23 protein-coding genes are annotated in these 21,130 nt (G+C 54.1%); 1 reads left to right on the forward strand and 22 read right to left on the reverse strand.

The genetic code is table 11. The features are described from left to right. Positions 1-6: 6 nt before the first annotated feature. From EYB53_RS03315 to EYB53_RS03335, 5 genes are all read right to left on the reverse strand, one after another. Positions 7-249, reverse strand: a complete 243-nt coding sequence (locus EYB53_RS03315; RefSeq protein WP_097651582.1) for a FeoC-like transcriptional regulator — start codon at positions 247-249, stop codon at positions 7-9. A gap of 109 nt (positions 250-358) precedes the next feature. Then, positions 359-2,080 carry a ferrous iron transport protein B gene (gene feoB, locus EYB53_RS03320; RefSeq protein ID WP_135476732.1) on the reverse strand — a complete coding sequence of 574 codons (1,722 nt, stop codon included), beginning with the start codon at positions 2,078-2,080 and terminating at the stop codon, positions 359-361. Continuing rightward, on the reverse strand, positions 2,077-2,616 hold the full coding sequence (locus EYB53_RS03325) for a FeoB small GTPase domain-containing protein (protein WP_135476734.1): 540 nt from the start codon (positions 2,614-2,616) through the stop codon (positions 2,077-2,079). The genes feoB and EYB53_RS03325 overlap by 4 nt, the downstream gene beginning before the upstream one ends. Further along, the gene (locus tag EYB53_RS03330) at positions 2,613-2,870 is read right to left on the reverse strand and encodes a FeoA family protein (RefSeq protein ID WP_135476736.1); all 258 of its coding nucleotides are present in this window, start codon (positions 2,868-2,870) and stop codon (positions 2,613-2,615) included. The genes EYB53_RS03325 and EYB53_RS03330 overlap by 4 nt, the downstream gene beginning before the upstream one ends. After that, complete coding sequence (locus EYB53_RS03335) at positions 2,854-3,114, reverse strand: FeoA family protein (RefSeq protein ID WP_135476738.1); 261 nt, start codon at positions 3,112-3,114, stop codon at positions 2,854-2,856. Before EYB53_RS03335 ends, EYB53_RS03330 begins: the two co-directional genes overlap by 17 nt. Positions 3,115-3,440: 326 nt before the next feature. On the opposite strand from EYB53_RS03335, the gene EYB53_RS03340 reads away from it, so the two are divergent. Then, complete coding sequence (locus EYB53_RS03340) at positions 3,441-4,169, forward strand: metal-dependent transcriptional regulator (RefSeq protein ID WP_135476741.1); 729 nt, start codon at positions 3,441-3,443, stop codon at positions 4,167-4,169. On the opposite strand, the gene EYB53_RS03345 is transcribed toward EYB53_RS03340, so the two are convergent. The 17 genes from EYB53_RS03345 to asnB all read right to left on the reverse strand — a co-directional run bounded on the left by EYB53_RS03345 (position 4,154) and on the right by asnB (position 21,044). Continuing rightward, entirely contained in the window at positions 4,154-5,584 is a 1,431-nt protein-coding gene (locus tag EYB53_RS03345; RefSeq protein WP_135476743.1) for a DUF8728 domain-containing protein, read from the reverse strand. The two genes, EYB53_RS03340 and EYB53_RS03345, sit on opposite strands and share 16 nt — an antisense overlap. Continuing rightward, positions 5,581-6,390, reverse strand: a complete 810-nt coding sequence (locus EYB53_RS03350) for a glycosyltransferase family 2 protein (RefSeq protein WP_167857236.1) — start codon at positions 6,388-6,390, stop codon at positions 5,581-5,583. Before EYB53_RS03350 ends, EYB53_RS03345 begins: the two co-directional genes overlap by 4 nt. Before the next feature lie 4 nt (positions 6,391-6,394). Beyond that, positions 6,395-7,522: a glycosyltransferase family 4 protein gene (locus EYB53_RS26555; RefSeq protein ID WP_135476748.1), complete on the reverse strand. Its 1,128-nt coding sequence runs from the start codon at positions 7,520-7,522 to the stop codon at positions 6,395-6,397. Between the two features lie 75 nt (positions 7,523-7,597). Next, positions 7,598-8,419, reverse strand: a complete 822-nt coding sequence (locus tag EYB53_RS03360) for a class I SAM-dependent methyltransferase (RefSeq protein WP_135476750.1) — start codon at positions 8,417-8,419, stop codon at positions 7,598-7,600. Next, the gene (locus EYB53_RS03365) at positions 8,406-9,599 is read right to left on the reverse strand and encodes a glycosyltransferase (protein ID WP_167857237.1); all 1,194 of its coding nucleotides are present in this window, start codon (positions 9,597-9,599) and stop codon (positions 8,406-8,408) included. The genes EYB53_RS03360 and EYB53_RS03365 overlap by 14 nt, the downstream gene beginning before the upstream one ends. A gap of 176 nt (positions 9,600-9,775) precedes the next feature. Beyond that, entirely contained in the window at positions 9,776-10,609 is an 834-nt protein-coding gene (locus tag EYB53_RS03370) for a glycosyltransferase (protein ID WP_135476755.1), read from the reverse strand. Next, positions 10,606-11,700, reverse strand: a complete 1,095-nt coding sequence (gene wecB / locus EYB53_RS03375; RefSeq protein WP_135476757.1) for a non-hydrolyzing UDP-N-acetylglucosamine 2-epimerase — start codon at positions 11,698-11,700, stop codon at positions 10,606-10,608. The genes EYB53_RS03370 and wecB overlap by 4 nt, the downstream gene beginning before the upstream one ends. Next, positions 11,697-12,155, reverse strand: coding sequence for a ribonuclease toxin HepT-like protein (locus tag EYB53_RS03380; RefSeq protein WP_135476759.1), 459 nt, complete (start codon positions 12,153-12,155; stop codon positions 11,697-11,699). Before EYB53_RS03380 ends, wecB begins: the two co-directional genes overlap by 4 nt. Before the next feature lie 7 nt (positions 12,156-12,162). Beyond that, entirely contained in the window at positions 12,163-12,573 is a 411-nt protein-coding gene (locus tag EYB53_RS03385) for a nucleotidyltransferase family protein (RefSeq protein ID WP_205712567.1), read from the reverse strand. Between the two features lie 23 nt (positions 12,574-12,596). Continuing rightward, positions 12,597-12,971 (reverse strand): UDP-N-acetylglucosamine 2-epimerase, encoded by a 375-nt coding sequence (locus EYB53_RS03390; RefSeq protein ID WP_205712568.1) that lies wholly within the window; start codon positions 12,969-12,971, stop codon positions 12,597-12,599. Further along, positions 12,968-14,362, reverse strand: a complete 1,395-nt coding sequence (locus EYB53_RS03395; RefSeq protein ID WP_135476761.1) for an oligosaccharide flippase family protein — start codon at positions 14,360-14,362, stop codon at positions 12,968-12,970. The genes EYB53_RS03390 and EYB53_RS03395 overlap by 4 nt, the downstream gene beginning before the upstream one ends. A 1-nt stretch (position 14,363) precedes the next feature. Beyond that, complete coding sequence (locus tag EYB53_RS03400; protein WP_135476763.1) at positions 14,364-15,623, reverse strand: glycosyltransferase; 1,260 nt, start codon at positions 15,621-15,623, stop codon at positions 14,364-14,366. Positions 15,624-15,629: 6 nt separating this feature from the next. Beyond that, positions 15,630-16,304, reverse strand: a complete 675-nt coding sequence (locus tag EYB53_RS03405) for a methyltransferase domain-containing protein (RefSeq protein WP_135476765.1) — start codon at positions 16,302-16,304, stop codon at positions 15,630-15,632. 5 nt (positions 16,305-16,309) lie between these two features. After that, positions 16,310-17,434, reverse strand: coding sequence for a DegT/DnrJ/EryC1/StrS family aminotransferase (locus EYB53_RS03410; RefSeq protein WP_135476767.1), 1,125 nt, complete (start codon positions 17,432-17,434; stop codon positions 16,310-16,312). Positions 17,435-17,497: 63 nt separating this feature from the next. After that, positions 17,498-18,106: an acyltransferase gene (locus tag EYB53_RS03415; protein ID WP_135476770.1), complete on the reverse strand. Its 609-nt coding sequence runs from the start codon at positions 18,104-18,106 to the stop codon at positions 17,498-17,500. An 87-nt stretch (positions 18,107-18,193) separates the two neighbouring features. Then, a complete protein-coding gene (locus EYB53_RS03420) occupies positions 18,194-19,141 on the reverse strand; it encodes a Gfo/Idh/MocA family oxidoreductase (protein ID WP_135476772.1) in 948 nt (315 codons plus the stop codon). After that, positions 19,134-21,044: an asparagine synthase (glutamine-hydrolyzing) gene (gene asnB / locus EYB53_RS03425; RefSeq protein WP_135476774.1), complete on the reverse strand. Its 1,911-nt coding sequence runs from the start codon at positions 21,042-21,044 to the stop codon at positions 19,134-19,136. The genes EYB53_RS03420 and asnB overlap by 8 nt, the downstream gene beginning before the upstream one ends. Positions 21,045-21,130: the final 86 nt, after the last annotated feature.

A 21,130-nucleotide genomic window follows, 5' to 3' on the forward strand; every position in this document is an offset into this window, starting at 1 on the left:
ACGACTTTAGGTGAGGGTAATCGATCGTGGTCTACCACGGTCAAACGTGCAGCCTTGCGCACCGGGGTTACAGTTGCCGCATCCTCCAGCACATGCAGCCAGGCGGCTATCTTTCAGCTTGCCTTTGCGCACCCAGAAATCGATCATTCCCTCGAGTACCCCCACATCAAGCTCAAGTTGGCGACTCAACTCATCGAGCGACACTGGGCCTTGTGTCTCTTCGAGGGCCTGCAAGACTTTTTGCAACATGTGATTCTTTTCTTTCTTTGCCTGGCATAAACGGTTCGTTTCGCTGGAAAAAAGCCAGCGTAGCTGGCTTTTTTCCAGCGAAGGAAGCCGGGTTTGGGGGCCGCAGGCCCTACAAAAAGAACCGTCCCCCCTGGAAGACGATCAGCGCTGCGAGCCAGGCAATCACAAATTGGCCGATAATGCTGACCCACATCCAGCGTGAGCCGAACTCCTGGCGGGCAGCCGCAACCGCGACCATACAGGGTGTATAGAGCAAGACAAAGACCAGGAAGGCGAGGGCCGCGAGCGCCCCGTGCCCGCCGCTACTCGCGTCAAAACCGGTGCGAATCGCCCCTGTGAGGCCATCCGGGGCTTGCTCGTCCTCTCCTTCAGCCAGATTGATCCCGATAATCGAGGGAAGTGCTTTGAGTGCGTCGCCGGTGGCGCTGAGCAAACCGCCGCCGATTGCCAGCAGATCTTCCCCAACGGTCGTTGCCACGGCCTCTTCTTCTTCTGCCCCAGGCACATTGTAGACCTGGATCATCGTGCTCACCACGACTTCTTTGGCGACAAAGCCGGTCAACAGTGCCCCACTCGTCTCCCAACTGCCAAAGCCAAGGGGGGCAAAGACGGGCGTCATAACCCCTGAAACGGCTGCGAAGGCACTCTGGTCAACGTCAGTATCAGCAAAACTGCCTTCGCCGCTGACGGGAAGTGCGAGCAGCAGCCAGACAACAATGCTCGTTCCCAGGATGATCGTCCATGCTTTGCGCAAAAAGGCCGACGTACGTTCCCACATCTGTTGCCAGACGCCACGGAGGGTGGGAAGACGATAGGGCGGCAATTCGAGCACAAAAGGGGACGGCGGCTCATTGCCAAAGAGCGTACGTTTCAGTAACAGCCCTAGCGCAATTGCGAAGAGGATGCCCGTCAGATAGAGGCCAAAGATGACCTGACCTGCGAGAGCGGGAAAAAAGACAGCTGCGATCAGAACATAGACCGGCAGGCGCGCACTGCAACTCATAAAAGGCACCAGCAGCCCGGTCAAAATGCGGTCGCGTCGGTTTTCGAGCGTGCGGGTTGCGTAGATCGCGGGTACCGTACATCCGAAACCCACAATCATTGGCAGAAAACTCTTGCCATGCAGCCCAAGGCTGTGCATCAGCCGATCCATCACAAACGCAGCACGAGCCATATACCCAGAGTCTTCCAACAGCGCGAGGGCAAAGTAGAGTGATAACAGGATGGGGACGAACACCAGAACACCGCCTACACCCGCAATAACGCCATCAATCACCAAGGACTCAAACCAGCCTCCACCGAGGCCGGTCAGCCCAAGCAGGGCCACCATCCAGTTGCTCACCGGCCCACTCAAGACCCCGTCAACCCAGTCAACAAACGGCCCAGAGACGTCTGTGGTCAGTTTGAAGACAATCCACATCAGCGCCAGAAAGATTGGAATACCCAGCCATCGATTGGTCACAATACGGTCAATCCGATCCGACATCGTCAAGGGAGGTGTTGATGGGCGGGTCAGGACGCGTTGCGCCAGATGATTCACAAAGCGGTAACGCTGGTCAACCATCGCCACATCAAGGTCTTCACCATAGGTCGGTTCGAGGATGGCCAGACTCTTTTCAAGGGCCTGCGTCACGAGAGGCCCACCGAGGCGTTCAACCTCGGCACGGAGCACGTCATCGCCCTCTAACAATTGAATCGCCAGCCAGCGTAACGGATAACGCGCAGCGAGCTCAGGGCATTGCCCCAGGGCATCAATCAGTCGTGTCAACTCCTCTTCGATTGGTGGGGCATAGGTAATGCGGAGCGACGGATTCAAGGCAAGAGTAGTCATCGTACAACCTCCTGCGTTGCCCCAACCATTGCTTCGCGTGGAGCGGGTACCAGCTTGGCCAGGATTGCCTTGAGTTCACCGATGCCTTCGCCTCGGCTGGCTGCCATTGAGACAACCGGAATATTGAGTTGCTCACTGAGCACTCGTGGCTCAAGGATAAGACCTCGTGACGCGGCGACGTCAGTCATATTCAACACCAAGATCATTGGTGCCCCTGTTTCAAGGATCTGTGCGGTTAGATAGAGATTGCGCTCAAGATTGGCTGCATCAAGCACATTCACAACTGCATCGGGCCGTCCACACACGATGAAATCGCGGGCGATCTCTTCTTCAGGCGAGCGTGCAGCGAGACTGTACGTGCCTGGCAGGTCGATGATGGACAGGCGTTTCCCGTTCATCACGACTTCACCCTCTTGCTTTTCCACCGTTTTGCCGGGCCAGTTACCGACATGTTGCCGTTTGCCTGTGAGAGCATTAAAGAGCGTGCTTTTGCCCACATTCGGATTGCCAGCGAGCGCAATTGTGAGATGCGTCATGAGCCATTCCTCTCCAGGAAAGTAACCAGCACTTTATGGGCAAGACCTCGCCCTACACCCAGGCGGGTGTCACCAACTGCCAACAACAGGGCACCCCCATCATTATTCAGAATCGTTACTTCTGATCCAGGGGTCAAACCAAGCTCGGCCAGACGATGTGCACTGCGCATGCCGCCGCTGAGTCCGACGATCTGGACACGGGCACCTGTCCCTGCGATCGAGAGCGGAAGCGTTGGTTCAGAGGTTGGATGCATTGACTGACTCCACAATAATAAGGCGAGCCTCTGCTTTGCGCAGTGACAGGTGATACCCTTTTACCAGCAGTTCAAGGGGGTCACCCATGGGGGCAACACCGGTAAGCGTGACCTTTTCCCCTGTGACGAGGCCCATATCAAGTAAGCGCCGTCGGAGGGTTCGTTCGCCACTCACCCGTACAATTCGTCCCTGTTCACCATGCCCGAGTTGATCAAGGGTTCTTTCGCTAGAAACGGCCGTCATTGCGCGTCCTCACTCCTTGTTTGTTGCCGCAGTCAGAGCGGATACGATGCGATCTTTGGGTGTGCCTGTACACTAGAGGTATATCACTTTGGGTAAGGCTAAACAAGTAGTGGCAAGACAACTGTTAGGAGAGAAAAATTCACTATTTAACCATCGGAAAGTATTGTATACTACTTTTGTCTCACTCGATAGTATAGGTTTACCTTATTTTTCTTCTACTGGTGGAAAATGTCAGTTCCACTGACATTTTCCACCAGTAGAAGAGCGGATGTTGAACGCCTTGCTGCAGAGATATCGTATAGCATGCTCCAGGGTAGGAGTGGATGATGAGTGAAAGTATTGAGATGTACCTGGTGATGACGGCGCTGCTCCGCAGCGAGCCGCAGCAGCCAGTACCAGTATCGTTATTGGCGAATAAGCTTGGCGTCTCGCAGGTCTCGGCCAACGAGATGTGTCACAAACTCGATGAGCGCGGCCTTCTTGCCTATCAACCCTACAAAGGGGTGACGCTGACCGAATATGGTGAGGCTCAGGCTCAGCAGATCCTCTCACGACGCCGTCTCTGGGTGATGTTTCTGGTCGAAAATCTGGGGATTGAACCGGAAGAGGCCGATGATCTCGCCTGTCAGCTTGAACATATTACGTCGGAACGGCTCGTGACGGCGCTCAAGGCGTTTCTCGAGCACGCACCCGGGGCGAGGCAGCGTGCGTTTGAGGCTGTTCCTGTGCAGGATCTAACCCATTGTACGGCAGGTACGCGCGGTGTCGTGGCGTCGGTCGCCACCGATCCAATGGTTGCCTCGTTTTTGCGTGCTCAAGGTCTGGTACCGGGGATGCTGGTCGAGGTGCTGGCGATCAGCGCCGAAGGTGCCGTCCTCGTCGGGCTTGGCGAACGCCACGTCGCGCTTGCCCCTTCAATGGCGTCGCAGATTATACTCGCTCCGCCTTCAACTGATCAGAGCTCACGCCATCGTGCCTGGGCCCGTTGCAGTGCCTACTGGTCGTGTCCACACAGTGACGCCTGTGATTGTGTCCTCGACTACCAGGTGCAATGATAGATCTGGAGCGGGGTGGCAAACCGTGGATCGGGCAGGGCGGCAACTTCTTTACATGCTGCAGCCAGCGTAGGATCATGCGAGATCAGCGGGAAGGCCTCTTCGTGGTTGACCAGGTACGCTGGCCGGTGATGCGCAAGGGCAGCAAGCGCCGCGTCGCGGTAGCCGCCTCCCTCGCGAAAGATCGCGTTCACCTCGGGCTGGATCAGTCCGGCGAAATCAATCATGTGGCGTTGACTGTAGTAACCAATGACCCCGATTTCGAGGGTGCCGACATGGGCGTCGGGCTCGGTATTGGCAGCCAGCCACTCGCCCGCAGCGCGGTACGCGGGAATGCGTAGATCAGGATTGCGTGCGGTAAGGTTGACGATGCTACCATAACCAGCCAGGGCGAGCACGATCAACCCTGTTGCTACGCTCAGCCCCATTCTTCGCCCCCCGACACGCTCCCCAAGCTCAGCCAGCAATTGGATGCCCAGTGCCCCGAGGATGGTCAAGCCGGTCATCACCGGGCCAAAGTACCAGAAATAGTCGGTCACCCCCAGCAGACTATAGGCCAGCGCGTGAGCCAGTGACCATCCGGCAACCAGGGCCAACGGGCCACGTTTCCAGAGCGCCTGGACGCACCCGATGACGATGAGGACGGCAAAAGGCCGCCACGGCATCCAGTTCCAGAGGCTGCCCAGGCGCAGCACCAGGCCCGCCAGATAGCTGCGCCCACCTGGAATATCGGCCTGGCTCTGTTTGGCCCCCAGCGTCACCGGCAAAGGCGAGCCAAAATACCACCAGGCAGCCGCCACAAAAGGCAGGGTTGTCAGCGCCACAACCGCCCCAAAAGTCAGCGCCGGACGCACGCCACTGCGTCGCAGCAAGATTGCCCCGGCCATCACCACGGCCAACCCCGCATCGGCGCGGGTCAGGGTCGCCGCCGCGAGCAGCACCCCGGCGAGCCAGGGCCGTTCGCGCCAACTCGCCTCGAAGCCCCAGAGTACCAGCGCCAGAAAGAGCATCGTTTCGGCCCCGAGCGTATTGATCAGCAGCGGCGTCAAGGGAAAGAGCAGTGCTGCCGCCGCTCCGGCGACGGGCATCCCCCCCATCCGGCCCATCCGCCAGAGCGCCACCGAACCTGCGCCGAGACTCAGCGTGCCGATCAGATTGCTCACGAGCGGCAGATCTGCCCCGACCATTGCAAACGGCACCAGCAGCAACGCATAGAGCGGAGCTGTTGTACTGAGCACCCGTTCACCAGGATTATAGACAAACCCGTTGCCGTTCGCGAGATTGACCGCGTAGCGATAGGTAATGAAAGGATCATCAAAGCCGGCATCGCGGAAGATCACAAAGAGCACCGCAGCGCTCAGAAGCGCCCAGGCGAGGATCAGCCGATCAGAGAAGGTAGACTTCGCGATGCTCATTGCAACGCCTTTAGACGCTGATAGATCAGCAAACCGATCACCAGCCACAGCCGGAACGAAGGCGGATAATGCCGTCCATAAAAGGAGCGCAGGCTTTCATAATACGCGTCTTGCGCCGCCGGATTCTGTTGCAAACTCTGCCCACCGAGATGGGTAATCGCAATGGTAGGCACATAACAGATCTTCCAGCCATCATGCCTGATCCGCCGACAGAGATCAACATCCTCAAAATACATAAAAAACGCCTCATCGAACCCCTTGACCCTAGCCAGGGTTTCGCGCCGGAGCATCAAACAGGTTCCGGCAACCCAAGCCACTTCAAGCACCTGCGCAACTCCCCAGTCATGGAGCGGGCGCTTCAAGAGCAAGCGCCACAGACCTCGACGCAGCAGATAAGCAGGCGTTGGATCATCACCGAACGCAAACGCCTGTGGCTGACCCTCAGCGGTCAACAGACGCGGACTGCAAGCCCCCACCTCTGGATTGGTCGCCATAAAATGCAGCAACCCCGCGAGCGCCCCAGGTGGCACGAGCGTATCAGTATTGAGCAACAGCAGATAGCGCCCCTGGGCAAGCGCGAGCGCCTGATTATTGGCACGGGCAAAACCCACATTCTGCGCATTCTGGATCAGCGTCACCTGCGGGAAATCAGCGGCCACCATCGCCCCACTGCCATCGTCTGACGCATTATCAACAACAATGATCTCAGCCCGATCCTGTTGAAGATAGGGCACAAGCGTTGTCAAAAGCGCGTGCAGCAGGGAGCGGGTATTCCAGTTGACGATAATGATAGAGAGTTGAAACATTGCATCAGGCTCGCTGACAGACCTTCTGGTAGATCGACTCGAGCGTTGCAATCGTTGAGGGCCAGGCATGGTTACGCAGCACACGTTCTCGACCTGCGCGGGCTAATTGCAGCCACAGGGTATCATCTTGGAGCAGGCGTACCACTGCACGACCAAAGGTAGAAGCATCATCAGCTACAAGCACTTCTTGTTCGTCGCGTACCGCAATGCCTTCCACCCCAATGCGTGTCGTAACGATGGGACATCCGGCTGCCAGCGCATCAATTGCCTTCTTGATAATGCCGCCCCCAACAAAAAGAGGGACGATGGCGAGCCGCGACGACGCATAAAAGTTCTCGATCCGTTCAACTGCACCCGTCACAACAACACCTGGATCGTTCGCCAGGCTTGTAATGGTATGCGGAGGATCGGCCCCGACCACCATTAAACGGGCCTCAGGCACCTGCTGGCGCACATACGGAAACACCTGGTGATAAAACCATAAAACAGCACTCACATTGAATGGACGTTGCATATGGCCCACAAACACAATATCTTTGGATTGATGCAGCTGTAGCGGCAGTTGTAGGAGGATCTCATCGACTCCGGGCAGCAAGACACTCGCTTGCACATGACGCATATGGCTCATCAGATAGTCGTGGTCTTTTTGCGACAGCGTGATGATATGGTCTATCTGAGGATAGATCTTTTTTTCGTAGCGTTTGGCATCCTTGGCATACCAAGATAGCCAGAGCTTACGCACAAAATCCTTCTCGTTGACACAGTCCCGTTCAAGCGTCGTCGACAATACATCAATTGCACATAACACCGTCGCACTTTTTTGCTTGAGCAAGCCCACATACTGGCCCAGTTCACTCCAATTGAGCTGCACAACATCAAAAGTTTCCTGAGCCACCAGGTTCCGCAAGATCGTTGCCAGCTTCGGATGCCAGCCTGGAAAGGTTGCCGGAGCAACGAGGTGGCGTGGCAAATACTGTACCGCATGTCGCCAGTGCGGATCGGTAGGAATCGTAATAACACGGCTACAGATCGCCTCCATTGCCGCAAGGTGGCCTGCTTCATCCTCAGTAATAAGGGAAAGCAGTGAAACCTGATGACCACGTTCAATCAATCCCTTGATCATCTGAAACACATACACGCCACCTGCATGTGCCACACTCGGGTAGGGAAAATAGGGTGTAACAAAAAGGATCTTCACAGCAATGGGCTATTTTCTACCGACAATGATGATCTGACTTCCGATTGATGTGTAATGCAGCAAGCGATCATACAACGGTCGCAGTCCTCGTCCTAGCAGGGGCATCTGTGTTGTTGCTACGACCATGCGATGAACCCAATGCTGGGGTTGTCCACGCACAATTGGCTTGACCGCAATCTTGCGCAGACCAGCTTTCCGCAGGGCCTGCACATACTCAGACTCGAGATAGCTATGTTCATTCACCCCAAACGGAACGGCGGGATGGCGTTGCCGAAACTGTTCATCGCTACTCCACCATGGGCGACGATGATCGCCATAAGCATAAAAGATCCCACCTGGTTTGAGCACACGGATCAAGTTTTTTGTTAATTTTTGCAGATCAAAGGCATGATGCAACGCCTCACGGCAATACACAATATCGAACTTATCAGCTTGCACGGCAATATATTCGCCATCAGCAACAACAGGCTGGATCTGCTGGCGATAGGGCTGAAAAATATCTGCACTCCGCATCATCCCAAGGCCGGCATCCTGACTTGCATTGATGTCAATGGCTACGACGTTGCACCCAGCCTGCGCAAACGCAAATGAAGCGAGACCTCGGCCTGCACCATAATCAAGCACTGTCATACCTGGAACGAGCTTAAGCGCGATGACTGTAGCGCGCCATTCTTCGCTCTTGCAGAAACGTTCGACCGCAACCTCGATCTCCTCATCGAGAAAATTATCGGCAATGATCTGTGCGCCATCGGGCAAACGACGCAAGGTAGCCAATACATCGCCATACCCTCGCACCTCATTCTGTTTAATATGGGCTTCATCCCTCATCATGGATCTTTCTTTCTTTTGCCTCGTACAACGAATCCAGGATTTCGGCAAGCATACCGGTTAAATATTTGCGGTCGTAGTGTGGATAAGCCCCCACCGCTCCTGCCTGATGTGGCTCTTGCTGAAACTGCTTGAACAACAGCATAATTGCCTCGTGGATCGCATCGACATCATCAGGATTCACCACGATTCCTGCGCTCTCCTGCCGAATAAGTTGTGCAGCTTCACCCTCAGGCGGGACAAGCGCGAGCATCGTTTTGCCACATCCCAGATATTCAAAGAGCTTATTGCCATGCGAAAGCTCAATCCCTGGTACATCAGACGGATATTTCAAGAGAGCCACATCAGCCTGAAGTATTTCGCGTAAAGCTTCGTGATGCGTGACAGGTGGACGGAGCACAAGAAATTCATGATCTTGCATTGCAGCGAGTTGGTACTGTATCTCTGGTAGTATATGCCCGATAAATCTGAATTGCATCGCATTGACGAGATCTGTATCGTTGTGGATTGCTTGCAAGGCTGTGATCAAGGGATCTTGCTTTGATGAAGCATACCATGTCCCTACATGCGTAACCGTGAATCTTGCATGCGATTTGCGATCAGGTCCAAGCTGAAGCTTGCTCAAGTCATAGCCATTGGTAAGCGTTACGATCTTTGCTTCTTCGAGGTCTGGCTGCTGACGCAAAGTAAGCTGGCGAATGCCCTCAGTCACAACAAGGACGCGATCAGCCTTTTGCATACACCGACGTTCTTGTTGTACGGCGGCATGGTAGCCTGATGTTGCTTTCGTAAAGCGGTTTTCGCTCCACAAATCGCGTAGATCCATCACCCAGGGTAGCTCAGGATAGCGTTGTTTGAGCCAGTACCCTAATAACTGGGTTCGATGTGGTGGCGATGTTGTGAAAATGGCATCAACCGTGCCAGATTCGATGAGTGAACAGGCCTGTTGATAGGCTGAAAGCATCCATGAGCGCACATTGATCTCGAATTGCACAACCTTTTGCATGATGCTTTTGAGCGAAGAAGGCGCTCGTTGCGTTGTGAGCGCAGCTTGAACGGAACGAGCGCTGGCGGTGTGTTGTGCCATCCTCAACTTTCGCAGCGCGGTAAAAAGTCCGAACCGTTGCATTGTTGTGAAGAGATCATACGTGCGATAGATCGCTTGACCGTGTGGCAGATCCATAAACAGATCGCGATCATACTGTGAGACAAACGAGGTTGTCACAATAAGCGGCTTCCACCCATAGTCTGGCAGATATGTGCAGAACTTGGCGATTCTGATTGTTCCAGAACCAGCCTGAGGAGGATAATAGTAGGTTAGCACCAGCACTTTTCGCACGTTTCGCATAGGAGGGTATCTCAGGATTGACCTCGAGTTGGGCGCGAGGCGACACGATCACGTACTTCCCTGGCAATCGCCCGAACAAAACGATACGTTCGACTGAACACATTCGTGATGGGCATCCAGCGCTCGTTTGCCTGGCGTTCGTAGAGCGTCGGATCAGGCAGCACAAAATCATCGCGTAGCCGGGTCATCGAAGCGCGGGGCCAGATCGCTACCTCATTGCCCAGGTTGCGTTGATGCACAAGTTGCAGCCACATCGGGTCAGTGCGGAGGTTCTTGATTGGCCCGATCTCGCTGAGAAACGTATGATTGTGGCACAAAACGGTACGCGGGTTGTCCGCACGCTCGATCAGGCTGATAAACGAATTAGAGGTGTAGTTCCGTATAAAGAGCCGACGACGCTGCAAATCGAGGGTATAGCCATCAGCAAAATTGATAAACTCAAACGCTTGAAACGCAAATTGACTCTGCAATTGCTCGACAAAACGCCTCGAGAGTGCATCATCATTGTCAAGCCGGGTGGTGATCAAGTAGGGTGTTTGCACATAGGGCTTCACCACAGCTAACAGACTCTCGATCGTGAAGTGCTGCATGTAGATGGGCTGGAAGTTTGACCAGGCTGCATACGCCGCGATCCTGGCACGAAATGGCTCAGGTGTTTCAGCATCAAAGAGCACCAACCAGCGAAAATGTTGACATGTTTGCGCCTGGAGCGAAGGGAGGCAGAAGCGTTCAAACAGCTCGAAGCGATGCGCCAACCATGCCTCATCGGGAGGTTGCTGAATCCATTGTCCAATGCGCACATTGAAGCGGGTCAGAATCAGGTGCTCAAACGGTGCTTCGGTCATACCGATCTTTTTTCCTGGGTTATCGTAGCCAAGATGGTTATGCTTTGCAGCGCTGCTTGGCCAGCACCAAATACCGCTGGTGGCGCGGATGACGGCCAGGTGTGTTCCGCCAATGTCGTGACAATGCGTTCCTTGCTAGCACCAACCACCACATTCCACCCCGCCTCGACCGTCTCAACCCACTCCGTCTCTGGGCGCAGCGTAAGACACGGCACGGCAAAGAAGTAAGCTTCCTTTTGCATGCCACCCGAATCGGTCAGGATCATCCGGGCATGCTGCTCCAGCATCAACATATCCAGGTACCCCACTGGCTCAATCAGGCGCACCTGCGGCGCATCTTTGAGCATCGCCATCACGTCGGCTTCTGCGAGTCGCGCCCGCGTACGGGGATGCACCGGAAAGATCACCGTTTCACCACATTCCACGAAAGCCGCGATGATTGAGCGCAGATGCTCTGGGTTATCCGTGTTGTAGGGCCGATGCACGGTCGCCAGCAGATACTGTTTGGGCGTCAGGCCAAGTGTCTCCAGGATGCGCGAGCGCTGGCGGGCAAGTTCGCCGAACTGCAACACGGCATCGTACATAGTATCGCCGACCAGATGGACGCCCTGGGTGATGCCTTCATGGGCCAGATTGTTCACCGCAGTTTGGGTGGGGCAAAAGAGCAGGTCGGCGCAGTGGTCGGTCAAGATCCGATTGTGCTCCTCGGGCATCGTGCGGTTGAAAGAGCGCAGCCCGGCCTCGACATGGGCGACGGGTACGTGCAATTTGACCGCAGCCAGCGCCCCAGCCAGCGTGGAATTTGTATCGCCATAGACGAGCACCCAATCCGGTCGCTGCTCGAGGATCACCTCTTCGAGTCGCATCAGCATTGCGCCGGTCTGTTTGCCGTGCCCCCCGGAGCCAACCCCCAGGTTGACGTCCGGCTGCGGAATGCCGAGCTCATCAAAGAAGATCTGCGACATCGCGTGGTCGTAGTGCTGACCCGTATGAACCAGATACTCGTGGTGACCGGCCTCGCGCAGCGCCTTGCTGACCGGCGCGGCTTTGATGAATTGGGGGCGAGCACCGAGGACGGTAAGGATGTTCATGCTTCGGATCCTTCGGTAGCATCTCGAAGCAAGGCTTCAAAAACCTCCAGGTCTGCTTGAACAGTGCGCCAAGTGACAGGTAGCCGATCGAGCAGCGCATGCAGGCGCTCGGCATCCAACTGAAATGTATAGATGTTGCGTACGCGGTGACGAAAGGCCAGAAATTCATCCAGCATTTCGACGGAGCCAGCGGAAAGCAGCGCTGGTCGCACACCAGGGATTTCTCGCCCCATTTGCATCAAAAGATCACGATGCCAGCGCTCGCCAACGGGGAAGGTTGGATCGAGTTGGCGGGCAATGGTTTCAAAGATGCGTTCCAATCCGTTGTAAAAGTTGTGCAAACTAAGCGCAAGCGAGTTCAAGAAATGTGTCTGCTGATCGGGGAAATCACAGGCACCCTCCCACGCCGCAGTAGCAATCTGCACCGTGTATTCAACATCCTTGCGCTCACGCATGATGCGGTCATGAAGTGCGTGCAGGTTGACGCTCAAGATCAACCCCTTCCCGTTCAACGATTGTCCAAATAGCGGGTGGACATAACTCGGGATCAACCAGATCGACGACGATCTGATTGTCGAGGAACAAAACGTCTGCCAGCGCATCCCAGTAATGCTCAACCGCCAATCCTTCCACAGCCAGATCAACGTCCGACTGACGATGAAACTGATCGGGGGCGAGAAGCGACCCAAAGACGCGCACGCGTGTGACGCCATATTTTTGTCGTAACAGGTGTGCAGCCTCGTGGGCGACTTCCCATGCTCGCTCGATGCGCGTACTCAAGCGGGGGCGCTGTTGGGTCGCTGCCCGACGCAACCATCGGACGTGTTGTTCATGAAGTGTGTTTGGTACAGGTGGCTCAGTGGATGCAGCCATCAATGCATGCTCCTCGTGATCGTTCAGAAGCCCGCACGGTTCGTCTGGACTTTGCGGTTGTCTTCATCCATCGGGATAGAGACCATTTTACAATATTCCACCCTACCTTCACCATCTCCATCCACGCTATCGTCGGACGCAGGAAGCATTACCTCTTCCAACCGCATCAGCATCGCGCCGGTCTGTTTGCCATGCCCCCCTGAACCAACCCCCAGGTTGACGTCCGGCTGCGGAATGCCGAGCTCATCAAAGAAGATCTGCGACATCGCGTGGTCGTAGTGCTGACCCGTATGAACCAGATACTCGTGGTGACCGGCCTCGCGCAGCGCCTTGCTGACCGGCGCGGCTTTGATGAATTGGGGGCGAGCACCGAGGACGGTGAGGATCTGCATAATCATGGATTCACTGATTTCAGTCCGGTGATTTTAGATAAGACAAGCTGTAATTGATGAAAGATCTGTGCATCATATGCATTGAAAAGAAAAACTTCATGCCAAGCATTTTTACTCAACCGTGCATACATCCAGACCTGAGTAACGCAAGCTACAAGGTATGCAATAGTTGTCGCAAGGGCGGCCCCTGTGATGCCCATGCGTGGTATTAAAACAATGTTCCCTACGATATTAATCACCACAACGATAGCCATATTGTACATATTTAATTCAGGGCGTCCACGTGATGCCAGATCATTCGCTAAGATTCGTACAAGACTCCAGCTTACAATGCCAGGTAGTAAAAAGAGAAGAGGGTTGAGCGTTTCTCTATAGGCGGAGCCAAATAGGATCTTAATCAAAAATGGGGCGATAATGGCAAGCGCAATAGCTCCTGCGGTTGTGAAGATGAGCGTCCAACGCGCAATCAAGGGGGTTAGTTGCTTGCGAACCTCATCATCATTATGGAGTTCTGCCAGGCGCGGGAGCAGTACAGCGCTGATTGACTGTGATAGAAACCATAATTTTTCACTGAGTGATAGAGCAATAACATAAACCCCTGTCATTGCTGGATTCAGCATTAAATTAACAAAGAATAAATCTGCTCGGTAATTGATAAAAGTCAAAATCCCGCTTCCGTGGGCTTTTATGCCATATTTTGCGGCTTGAATTACATATTGTTTGTAATTGATATCTTGTTGTGTCGTTGCCACCTCATCTACATCTGATCTCAGATGGTGTTGAACTAATAGATAATGGATTATGACGTTGATAACCTGAACAACAACTATAGCTACGATGACAGCAGTAATTCCTCCTTTAAATACAAGGAGTAGCGATACGAATCCAAACATCATGACAGGTGAGGAAATGGTTGCCAGATTATAACGACGAAAATCTTGTACTGCCTGAAGCAGACTCCCTAGATAAAATTGCAATAACCCTGGTGGAAAGGAGAGTAGCGCTAACCAAAGGAGCAATGCCGGTATTCCCGGAAAGAGAATATCATCATAAAAGAAGATTAACACGCCCCCGATAAGCATGCCAATACCTGAAAGGCTTATCCATATATAGAGACTAGCCTTAAAAGCAGTATCTGGTGTGACTTCTTGACGTCCTACATAATACACATTGGCTGCACCAATACCTAACTCTAATAGGGTCAAGAGAAATGTTGGGAGGAGCAGAGCAATCGCATACTGTCCATTGCCTTCAGGACCAAGTACACGGGCTATGATGACAACTGTGCCAAGACCAAACAGAAAGCCAAGCAATTGCCGCCCAAGGGTCTGTCCAATATTGCCAGCGATTTTGCCTAGACCCAGTTGACGTGGTGGCTTGTCTTCTTGGGAAACCATGTTATGCTTTCATCTGCACAGGTGTCATATCATCAATGACCTGATGCACGAAGGATGTGTAATTGCTCTCGGCGTTGAAGTGTTTGATGATCCATTGTCTTGCTGCTTGACGTGTCTGGTTATCTTTATAGTGATCATAGGCACATAAGGCACAGGCTATTTCTTCTATCGAGGGTTCGGTTGATAATAAACATCCATGTTCTGGTCGTACCAGTTCTGGAATACCACCGACAGTTGGTGCAATGCTTGGAATGCCATGGGCCATGGCTTCCATAATCGAAACAGGTATGCCCTCAGACGCGCTTGTATTGATCAGTACATCAATAGAATGTGTTTTGAGATAATGTAATACTTCTTGATTCGCAAGCTGGCCTACAAATGTGAAGTTGACATTGCTAAGTTTGCCAAGCATCTCTTTGGCATATGCGATCAGTTCGTCTTGAAGATCTCCTGCCCCTATATGAACCCAGTCTATGCCTACTTCTTGTCCGATCTGCGTTGATGCAAGCGCCAGAGCATCAATGATGCGATCAATTCGCTTTATAGGTATGCAGAACGCAATAGATACAACCTCTATCTTGCCATCTGGTGATGGTGGTGTTACGTCCTGAGCGATGTTGACACCAAGCCGCGCAATGGCAAGGCGATCGTGAGGGATGGCATATTCTTTGTTTAGATAAGCATAACTTGCTTGTGAAATGGTAAAAATTTTATCAACTTTATCTCTGAACTGTCTTTTAATGGGCATATAATGTTCTTTTTGACGTTCTTGATACACATCTGAACTATGTGCTCGTGTAATGACCTTGTGCAATAGATTTTTCTCTTTTAATAACGCGGCCCCATACGTTCCAATATCAAACCAGTAGCTATAACAAACTACGGACTCAGCTTCTGTTTTTTTGCGTTTGTGCTTTAAGCTTGTATATATACGGAGAACGGTTCCTGTCATGCGCCAGGCAAGCAAGATACTATGGAGAGAGCAAGCTCTGTTTTGTTGTAACCAGATAACCTCACGCAGGAAGATTACAGAAAATAGTGCTTGAACAAGCGAAAAGAATTTTCTTGAGGGATTGTTGTGAGCAATGCAGCGATCGATTGACATATTTGTTGGAACCGGTCGCATCTCCCCTTTCGCAAGTATTGGAAGATAAGTGACTTTAACTCCCTCTAATTGACACCAATATTTAATTTCAGTCTCTAAGAATTGTTCTCCGGATCCATAAGGAAATGCACTCGTTAGAATCCAGATTTCTTTCATAGGTCGTTAAGCCTGTTTCGTTGCAATGATGAGCAGGCCATCTTGAAGTAAAGGATATTTTTTGAGGAGTACATTGCGGTATAATCTAAATTTTGATGGGTAATCGGTGAATTCGATCGCTTCGACTTGGTATTGTGCGTCTGTTACTGCTTTTGCTAACGTAAAAGGCGAAAACCAGTACCGATGATCGGTGTTGATGATTTCTGCTTTGTATTGTCTTCGGTTTATTCTTCGGTATGCATTCGGGGTTGTAATAACCAGTCTGTCAAAGTTGTATCGTTTCAGATCGGTCAAAAACACATTGACATTTGATACATGTTCAATGACATCAGCAGCAATGAGAAGATCGTATTTTCCTTCTGGTACCATTGAGGGATGGTAAATATGTGGAAAACCTAGCTTTTGCATCACCTCTATGCCTTCAGGATTTATATCTACTCCTACGAGTTTGCTGCTGCTATGCTCTAATAACTCATGTAAATACGTACCCTCTTTGATTTTGCGCTGAATTAAAATGGTATGATCAGCACATCCGATGTGAAGAACTGATTTGTTTTGTGCAAGTTCAATCAGACGCTTGTTGCGCGAAACGATGCGCTGTTGCCTGGGTATCGGAAGTGACCATCCGTTTGAAAAATGCTCTCCACGAAGGTACTTGTGCGCTTCTTCAGAAATCAACATGATCTTTAGATCCAGGTATGAATGGTATCGACAATCCTGGCTTGCTGCTCCTCCCCCAGCTCCGGATACACCGGGATCGCTAGGGTCTCCTCGGCCGCGTCTTCGCTTGCCGGGAAGTTGCCTACTTCGTAGCCAAGGCTGGCAAAACATTCTTGTAGGTGGATCGGTACTGGGTAGTAAATTTCACAGCCAATCTGGTGTGTTTTCAGGTGTGCCATGAGGTCGTCACGCCGCGTACTGCGGATGACAAATTGGTTGTAGATGTGGCGTCCGTAGCCCGCATCCTGGGGGATCTCGATGTTCGCTCCGGCTGCGCTGAAGAGTTGACGGTAGCGCTCGGCGTTGCGCTGGCGGCTAGCCGTCCATTCGTCGAGATACGTGAGCTTGACCCGCAGGACGGCTGCTTGCAGCGCGTCGAGCCGGAAGTTGCCGCCGATGATGCGGTGATAGTATTTTGGGTGCGCACCATGGCCGCGTAGCAGTCTGATCCGCTCGGCAAGTTTGGGGTCGTTCGTTGTTACCATGCCCCCGTCCCCAAAGCCGCCCAGGTTTTTCGAGGGGAAGAAGCTGAAACAGCCCATGTGTCCAATCGAGCCGGCTCGCCGCCCTCGATATTCCGCGCCGATCGCCTGCGCTGCATCCTCGATGACATAGAGGCCGTGATATTCTGCGAGGCCCATGATTGGTTCCATGTCGGCCATTTGCCCAAAGAGATGCACTGGCATGATCGCTCGGGTGCGCGGGGTGATCGCTGCCTCGATGCCCGCCGGGTCGATGTTGTAGGTCAGTGGATCAATGTCAACAAAGACCGGGTGCCCGCCGAGACGTGCGATCGAGCCGGCTGTGGCAAAGAAGGTGTACGGCGTCGTGATGACTTCGTCACCCGGCTGTAGGTCGATCGCCATCAGGGCAACCAGCAGCGCGTCGGTGCCCGATGAGACCCCAATGCCATAGGTACACTGGCTGTACGCAGCGACTTCCTGCTCGAAGGCCTCAACCTCTGGACCCAGGATGAACTGTTGACTCGCAACGACCCGTTCTATTGCAGCCCCGATCTCCTCACGCAGCGCTGCATACTGGGCCTTCAGGTCGAGCAACGGGATTGGCTCTGGATTTGATACCGTCGTCATAGGCTTGTTCCTGCTTTCAGCAGAAGTTGAGGGGTGCGCCAACCGTTTATTTGGCACATGAAATCATATGTCTAGCGTTTGCTCTTCGGGCCAGTCGAGGCAACGCACGAGGCCCGGTTGCGCTTCGCGGTAGCGCCACCCGCTTATCTCGCACATCATGATACCATTCTCGTCTGGCGGTGGCAAGCGTTGCCCGTGGCGACTCATCCAACCTCGTTGTTTGCCAGGGACGCCGACGATCAGGGCATAGTCGGGAACATTGCCCCGTATGACCGCTCCTGCCCCAATGAAAGCATAGCGCCCGATGGTGGCCCCGCAGACGATGGTGGCGTTGGCTCCGATGGTCGCCCCGCGTCGGACGAGCGTTTGCTGGTACTCGCTCTGGCGGTTGATCTGTGAACGTGGGTTGATCACGTTGGTGAAGACGCACGATGGCCCGCAAAAGACGTCGTCTTCTAGTTCGATGCCGGTGTAGACGCTGACGTTGTTCTGGATTTTGACGTTGTTGCCAATCTGTACGTGTGACGCCACCATGACATTTTGCCCCAGGGTGCAGTGTGCGCCGATGCTTGCGTGGGGCATGATGTGACAGAAATGCCAAATTTTGGTGCCTTCCCCGATGGTACAGGGTTGATCGATGTAGGCACTTGCGTGGGCGAAATATGGGGTCATTTTTTTCTTCTTTGCTGGAAAAAACCAGCGTAGCTGGTTTTTTCCAGCAAAGAAAAGACTCCTGGGGCCGCAGGCCCCAACCCTCCGTCACGGTAACAATGGATGCCGCAGCGGTGGTTCGTTGGTGACGATGGGGGCGTTACGCAGTTGATGCACCAGTTCAATCGATGGTCGCACCTCGTCAATGCCAAAGCCCCCGCCCGCCAGGATGTCTTCGTAGACGCGGGTGTGCAGGTCGGTAAATCCTGCGGTGAATTCAACTTCTTGTTCGTCAATGGTGATTGAGCGGTAGGTTGTTTTGCTTCCGGCCTGGGCCGCAAAGGGCAGGTCGTGATGATCCACCGAGAGAAACCAGCGCACGCGGGCGCGTTCGAGTTCGAGGATGCCCCCCATCCGCTGTGGATCGTTGTGATGAACTCGCTGCTCAAGCACATCGCCAAAAAGCCAGATCAGCAGGTCAAAGAAGTGAATGCCAATGTTGGTGGCGATCCCTCCCGATTTTTCGCTGATCCCTTTCCATGAGATGTGGTACCAGAAACCGCGGGCGGTAATGTAGGTGAGCACAACGTCGTGACGGTGGCCGCTCGGCGCTTGCTGGAGTTGTTCGCGCAGGGCGATCAGCCGTGGATGGAGCCGAAGTTGCAGGATCGTGTAGATTCGCCGCCCACTCTCTTGCTCGAGTTCTTGCAGGGGGTCAAGGTTCCACGGGTTGATCACCAGCGGTTTTTCACAGATGGCGTCGGCGCCAATGCGCAGCGCCGCCCGGCAGTGCGCGTCGTGCAGGTAGTTTGGTGCGCAGATGCTTAGGTAGTGGATCCGTTGTTCTTCTGGGCCGCGCCGCAGTTTTTCGAGGTGACGATCAAAGCGCTCAAATTCAGTAAAGAATCTGACATCAAAAGCATATTGATCAAGAATGCCAACGGCATCATTCGGGTCGATCGCCGCCACCAGACGGTTGCCTGTCTCTTTGATGGCCTTGAGGTGACGTGGGGCAATGTAGCCCGCCACGCCCGTCATGGCGAAGTTTTTAGGCATGGACACCTCCCTGCATGCGTTGTTCGGCCCAGAGTCCGAACATCAAAAGCGCCCAGAGCTTTTTGCCGTGGTTGGCCCGTCCTGCGCAGTGGTCTTCAAAGAGGGTCTGGACGGCGGCCGGTTGAAACCATTCGTCAAGCGCTGGATTGCCAAGCAGCCGTTCGCTGGCCCAGGTGCGGAGATCGTTGCGTAGCCAGTGACTGATTGGTACGCCAAAGCCCTGTTTGCCGCGTGCAGCAATTGCCGGTGGTAGTGTAGCGCCAAAAGCGGCTTTGAGCAACCATTTGGTGGTGCCTCCACGGATTTTGTAGCGCCTCGGTAACTGCGCAGTCCAGGTGACCCAGTCCACATCGAGAAAGGGTGCGCGTGCTTCGATCGAGTGCGCCATCGTCATGCGGTCAGTTTTGGGGAGAAGGTCGCCCGCGAGATAGGTGGCATGATCTGCGGCCAGGGTGCGGTCGAGTTGGCTGTGTGCCTGCGCCGCATCATACGCTGCCGCCAGCCATGCCGCGCTGTCGTGTGCGCCCGGCTCTTCCCGCCAGCGGTCATGGTACAAGGCTAGCTTTTCGGCGTGGTTGAAGTACGAGCCCCAGCGTACCAGCGAGGCTTTGTGGGTGACAGAAGCGAAATGACCAAGACGCTTCAAGCCTGTGATCGGGTTGCGATCTTCTGGGAGCCACGCGGGTTCTGGGATCATTGCGGCCATTCCAGGTATTGCCTGCTGGGTAATCCAGTTTGGGAGGGCGGCATAGGGCCGCAGCCATCCGTCAAGCAGGTAGCGCCGGTACCCGGCAAGGGTTTCGTCGCCGCCGTCGCCACTCAGGGCGACCGTGACATGCTGCCTGGTCTGACGGGCCAACTCGTAGAGCGGTAGCGCGGCCGGGTCGGCAAAAGGCTCGTCGGCGGCAGCGGCGACGCCTTCAATCACGCGCACGAGATCCTCGGGACGAAAGATAAATTCGTAGTGCTGGGTGCCGTACCGTTCGGCCAATTGGCGCGCATAGCCGACCTCGGAAAAGTGACGTTCGACAAAGCCAATTGAAAAGGTGCGCACCGGCTCGCGGGTGCGTTCGGCCATGAGTGCGACAATGATCGACGAGTCGATCCCGCCACTGAGAAACGCCCCGAGCGGTACTTCGCTGATTAATTGACGCTCGACTGCCGCAGTTAACAATGTCCGCGCCTGCTCAATCGCGTCGGCGTCGCTCAGTTCCTCTTTTGGCTCAAACTGGAGTTGCCACCAGCGCTCGATTCGCGGCGGTTTGCCATCTTCTACCACTAATTTGTGTGCTGCCGGCAATTGCTTGATATCGGCGTAAATCGTTAGCGGGTCAGGGGTATACTGCAAGCTCAAATAGTGGTGCAGCGCCACCGGGTCAATGCGCCGTTCCACCCAGGGCGCCGCCAGCACCGCCTTGGCCTCAGAACCCCAGACGAGGCCGTGGTCGCTGTCGTGCCAGTAGAGCGGCTTTTCGCCCATACGGTCACGTGCCAGCAGTAATCTGCGCCGCCGCCCATCCCAGAGCGCAACCGCAAACATGCCCTTGAGTCGCAGCAGCATCGCGTCGCCCCACTCTTCATAGGCATGCACGATCACCTCGGTATCGCTGTCGCTCGCAAAACGATGCCCACAAGTGCGCAATTCTTTACGTAACTCTTGAAAATTGTAGATTTCGCCGTTAAAGACCAGGGCAATCGTTCCATCTTCATTGAACATCGGCTGTTGCCCACCGCTTATATCAATGATCGCCAGGCGCCGCATCGCCATGCCCAGCGCCCCTTGCACCAGGAAACCAGCGCTATCAGGGCCACGATGGATCAGCGTCCCATTGAGCCGCTCGAGCAATGCAGGCTCGACAGGGCGTTCAGGATCACGATAGAGCACGCCGCAAATTCCACACATGCGTTTCTCCACCCCAGATAAGCTTCGTAGGCACTTGACATTTTGCTGCCCTACGTAGTGCCGACTTTAGTCGGCCTCAGCCGACT

Origin of the sequence: Candidatus Chloroploca mongolica (genome assembly GCF_004762035.2) — a bacterium.
GTDB classification, from domain to species: Bacteria; Chloroflexota; Chloroflexia; order Chloroflexales; family Chloroflexaceae; genus Chloroploca; species Chloroploca mongolica.